The following is a 4,245-nucleotide window of genomic DNA, read 5'->3' as shown; positions in this document are numbered from 1 at the left end:
CCGTCCGCGCGGTAGTACGTTCCTCCCCCCGCGGCGTCGGGACGCGTCGGGTCCTCGCGGCGCACCCAGTCGCCGACGTCGAGCAGGTGCTCGCCGATGTGCGCTGAGGCCTCGTCGGCCCGGCTGACGACGATCGCTATCACGTCTCCGGGTCCGAGACGGGCGGCCGAATAGGCGTCGATCTCCAGGCGAGAACGGTACCTGACCTCCGGACGGGAACGGTACCTGACCGCCAACCGGTGCGGTCGTCCGCGGGGAGAACTCGCGGGGACGGGGTGCGGGATCGGCTCACGGGAGCAGCAAGTACACGAACACGCCGTATCCCACCACCAGGACGGCGCCGTCGGCGCGGGAGACCCGGTCACCGCGGACCATCATCGCGACGGCGACCGCGGTGAACGCGAGCAGGGCGGGGAACTCGAACCGAAGGACGCCGGGGGCGACGTCGATCGGCGCGACGAGCGCGACGATCCCGATCACGGCCAGCACGTTGTAGACGTTCGATCCGACGACGTTGCCGATGCTGAAGCTCGCCTCGCCGCGGACGGCGGCGACGACGCTGGCGGCCAACTCCGGCAACGAGGTGCCGAGCGCGAGCACCGTGAGCCCGACGAAGAGGTCGGAGAACCCGGCGGCCGCGAGCAGCGACTGCCCGCCGTCGATGAGCCACCGCGAGCCGAACACGAGCGCCGCGATGCCGGCGACCACGGCGACGACGTCGCGCGGGCGTGCCGCCGGCATGGACTCGCGCTCGGTCGACGTGATACCCGACTGCGTCTCGCGGATCCGGTACATCACGCTGACGGTGAACGCGACGAGCACGCAGAGCAGGACGACGCCGTCGACGACGCCGACCCGGCCGTCCCACCCGAGCCCGACGAGCAGGAGCGCCGCGAGCACCATGAAGGGGACGTGTCGCCGCACCACCGTCTCCGAGATATCGAGCGGTCGGATCAGCGCCGAGGCGCCGAGCACGAGCCCGATGTTCGCCACGTTCGAGCCGACGATGGCGCCGAGGCTGACGTCGGTGGAGACCGTGAACGCGCCGAAAAGCGAGACGAAGAGCTCCGGGGCGGTCGTCGCGAACGCGACGACGGTGACGCCGACGGTCGACGCCTTGAGCCCGACAGCGAGCGCGAGATCGCTGGCGCCGGCGACGAGCAGTTCGGCGCCCACGTAGAGGAGGACGGCGCCTCCGACGAGCAACAGGAGTTCCGTGAGCGGCGACCCGAGGGACACGGGTCTCGTTGTCGGCGCCGTTTTAAAAAGCGCCCCGGTTCGGAGTGCGGCGGCGAGCGGCGAGAGCGACCGTCGGCGACTCAGGCGTGGGTCGCGCGAAACTCGCCGTGTTTCATCCCGATGACGAACGACAGGGCGCCGAACGCGAGCATCGACGGCACGACCATCATCAGGGTGGTCCGTAGCGGCATCATCCCGCTGCCGATCAGGCCGGCGGTGCCGACGGCGACGAGCAGTACCAACAGTCCGGCCGCGCGTGGGAGGTCGAACTCCATGGACGCCGTCGATACGGCTCGCGCGACCCTAAGGGTTCGGTCCGCGGCCGTCGGAACCCTCCGCAAACATGCAGTCTGCGGCTACGCCTCGACGATCTCGTCGTCGTCGACCGCGGGGAGCCGCATCTCGCCGTCCGTCGAGACGACCGACTGACCGCCGACGCGGACCGCGTCGCCGTCCAGCCGGACGCGGACGCGTCCGGGACGGTCACAGAAGTGTCCCTGCTCGACGCGCAGCTCGTCGGGGAAGTCGCCGTCGAACGCGTCGACCTCGCGGAGGTACGCCACGACGGCGCCGCTCGCCGTCCCCGTGACGGGGTCTTCGGGCACGCCGACCGCCGGCGCGAACGCCCGCGCGTGCAGGGTCGCGTCCGCGTCGACCGTGTCGAAGGTGAACGCGTAGACCCCGGCGACGTCGTGGGTCGCGGACAGGTCCGCCACCGCGGCCGCGTCGGGCGCCGCCTCGCCGAGCCGCTCCAGGAAGTTCACGGGGACGACGAGCCACGGGAGCCCGGTCGACGCGACCGCGACGGGGAGGTCCGCGCCGACGTCGCGTAGGGCCGCCGGGTCGATCCCAAGGGCGTCGCCGAGGCGGTCGGCGTCGAGCGTGACGCGTTCGACCGTCGGCGGCTTCTGGCGCATCCAGACGGTGCCGTCGTCGTCCACTCGGATCGACAGGTCGCCGGCGTTCGTCCGCAGCGTCCGGTCGCCGGGATCGATCGCGTCCTCCGCGTCCAGCGCGGCGTAGGCGGCCACGGTGGCGTGACCGCAGAGGTCGACCTCCGTCGAGGGCGTGAAGTAGCGGACCCGTTCGTCGACGCCGGCGTCGGTGTCCTGGGCGTCGACAGCGTCACCGGCGCCCGCAACGTCGCCGGCGTCGACGTCCCCTCCCGCTCCGTTCTCGAACAGGAACGCCGTCTCCGAGGCGCCGACCTCCGCCGCGATCCGGGCCATCTGGTCGTCCGTGAGTCCGTCGCGTCGGGCACGACGCCGGCGACGTTTCCGGCCAGCGGTTCGTCCGTGAACGCGTCGACGAGCAGCACGCGTCGCGTCTCCATGCGTCCCGGTCGAGGGCCGTCGACAAAAGGGTCCCGAGGCGTCCCGGGGATCGGCCCGTCCGATCTCGGGCGGACCGCGGCGGCCGATCCCCGGGAAACCGCGGCGTCCGATGTCAACCCTTTTGGCCTCGACCGCGGATGGGGTGTGTATGGGCCTCTTCGACCGGCTGCGAGGGAGCGACACCCCGCGCGTGGCGTTCGTCGGAATCGACGGCCTCCCCTACAGCCTCGTCACCGACGCCCCGGAGACGTTCTCGACGCTGTCGGCGATCGCCGACGCCGGCGACGGAGGGGAGATCGACAGTATCGTCCCCCCGGAATCGAGCGCGTGCTGGCCGGTCCTCACGAGCGGCGTCAACCCCGGCGAGACCGGCGTGTACGGCTTTCAAGACCGCGAGGTCGACTCCTACGAGACGTACGTCCCGATGGGCGGCGACGTGCAGGCGTCCCGGGTGTGGGACCGGGCGACCGATGCCGGTCTCGACGCCACCGTGATGAACGTCCCGGTCACCTTCCCCCCGCAACGGACCGTCCAGCGGATGGTCTCCGGGTACCTCTCGCCCGAGCTCGACAAGGCGGCACACCCCGAGGAACTCCGGTCGTACCTCGCCGAGAGCGACTACCGGCTCTCCGTCAACGCCAAGTTGGGCCACAAGTCCGACAAGTCGCGGTTCGTCGAGCACGCCCGCGACACCCTCGACGCCCGGGCGGCCGCGTTCTCGCGGTACGTCGAACGCGACGACTGGGACCTGTTCGTCGGCGTGTTCACCGCGCCCGACCGGATCAACCACTTCCTGTGGGCCGACTACGAGGACGGCGGCGGGTACCGCGAGGACCTCCTCGAGTTCTACGGCGCCCTCGACGACCACATCGGTCGGATCCGCGCGGCGCTCCCGAACGACGTCACCCTCGTCGTCGGGTCCACGCACGGGTTCACCCGGCTCCGATACGACGTCTACTGCAACGAGTGGCTCGAACGGGAGGGCTGGCTCTCGTACGGCGACGACGACCACGACGCGCTGGCCGACATCGACGACGACACCCGAGCGTACTCGCTCGTGCCGGGACGCTTCTACCTCAACCTCGAGGGCCGCGAGCCGGACGGCGTCGTCCCACAATCGGAGTACGAGGCGGTCCGGGCGGACCTCCGCGACGCGCTCGAAGCGTGGGAGGGACCGAACGGACGCCCGGTCGCCGACCGTGTCGTCGAGCGCGAGGCGGTGTTCCGCGGCGACCACGACGCGATCGCGCCGGACCTCGTCGTCCTGCCGAACGAGGGGTTCGACCTCAAGTCCGGCTTCCGCCCCCACGACGCCGTCTTCGACCCCGACGGCCCACGCACCGGGATGCACGCGTTCGAGGACGCCGCGCTGTTCGTCGACCACCCCGACGCGAACGTCGAGGACGCCGACCTGCTCGACGTCGCGCCGACCCTCCTCACCCTCCTCGACGTCGAGTACGGACGCACCGACCTCGACGGCGCGAGCCTCGTGTGAGCCGCCGCGCGGCTGTACGTTCAAGTGCCTCGCGGCCAACGGCCACGCGTGGAACGCACTCCGGACGGGACGCCGGTCGGCGTCGACGACCCGTACGCGGTCGCCGGCAGCTGTGACCACCTGACCGACGACGGCCGGTGTCGGTTCGCGCTCGCGCGCGCCGGCGACGACCCCGCG

Annotated in this window: 3 protein-coding genes and 1 pseudogene; 1 reads left to right on the top strand and 3 read right to left on the bottom strand. The window is 71.5% G+C overall.

Translation table 11 applies throughout. The features are described from left to right. Nucleotides 1-288 precede the first annotated feature (288 nt). From GJ633_RS14520 to GJ633_RS14510, 3 genes and pseudogenes are all read right to left on the bottom strand, one after another. On the bottom strand, nt 289-1,239 hold the full coding sequence (locus tag GJ633_RS14520; protein ID WP_321169107.1) for a calcium/sodium antiporter: 951 nt from the start codon (nt 1,237-1,239) through the stop codon (nt 289-291). Between the two features lie 80 nt (nt 1,240-1,319). After that, a complete protein-coding gene (locus GJ633_RS14515) occupies nt 1,320-1,514 on the bottom strand; it encodes a hypothetical protein (protein ID WP_156589381.1) in 195 nt (64 codons plus the stop codon). A gap of 81 nt (nt 1,515-1,595) precedes the next feature. Continuing rightward, nucleotides 1,596-2,572 (bottom strand): annotated as a pseudogene (locus tag GJ633_RS14510) (PhzF family phenazine biosynthesis protein). Nucleotides 2,573-2,721: 149 nt separating this feature from the next. Between GJ633_RS14510 and GJ633_RS14505 the strand changes: the two are divergent. Next, the gene (locus GJ633_RS14505; RefSeq protein ID WP_156589380.1) at nt 2,722-4,068 is read left to right on the top strand and encodes an alkaline phosphatase family protein; all 1,347 of its coding nucleotides are present in this window, start codon (nt 2,722-2,724) and stop codon (nt 4,066-4,068) included. The last annotated feature ends 177 nt before the right edge of the window (nt 4,069-4,245 follow it).

Source organism: Halorubrum sp. CBA1125 (assembly GCF_009742825.1).
In the GTDB taxonomy this organism is placed as follows: domain Archaea; phylum Halobacteriota; class Halobacteria; order Halobacteriales; family Haloferacaceae; genus Halorubrum.
Note: the sequence above shows the minus strand (reverse complement) of the source record. Positions and strands in the feature narration are given on the sequence as shown.

Bases quoted from the DNA above. Each gene is read 5' to 3' on its own strand.
- GJ633_RS14515 (WP_156589381.1), bottom strand. From the start codon at position 1,514: ATGGAGTTCGACCTCCCACGCGCGGCCGGACTGTTGGTACTGCTCGTC.
- GJ633_RS14505 (WP_156589380.1), top strand. From the start codon at position 2,722: ATGGGCCTCTTCGACCGGCTGCGAGGGAGCGACACCCCGCGCGTGGCG.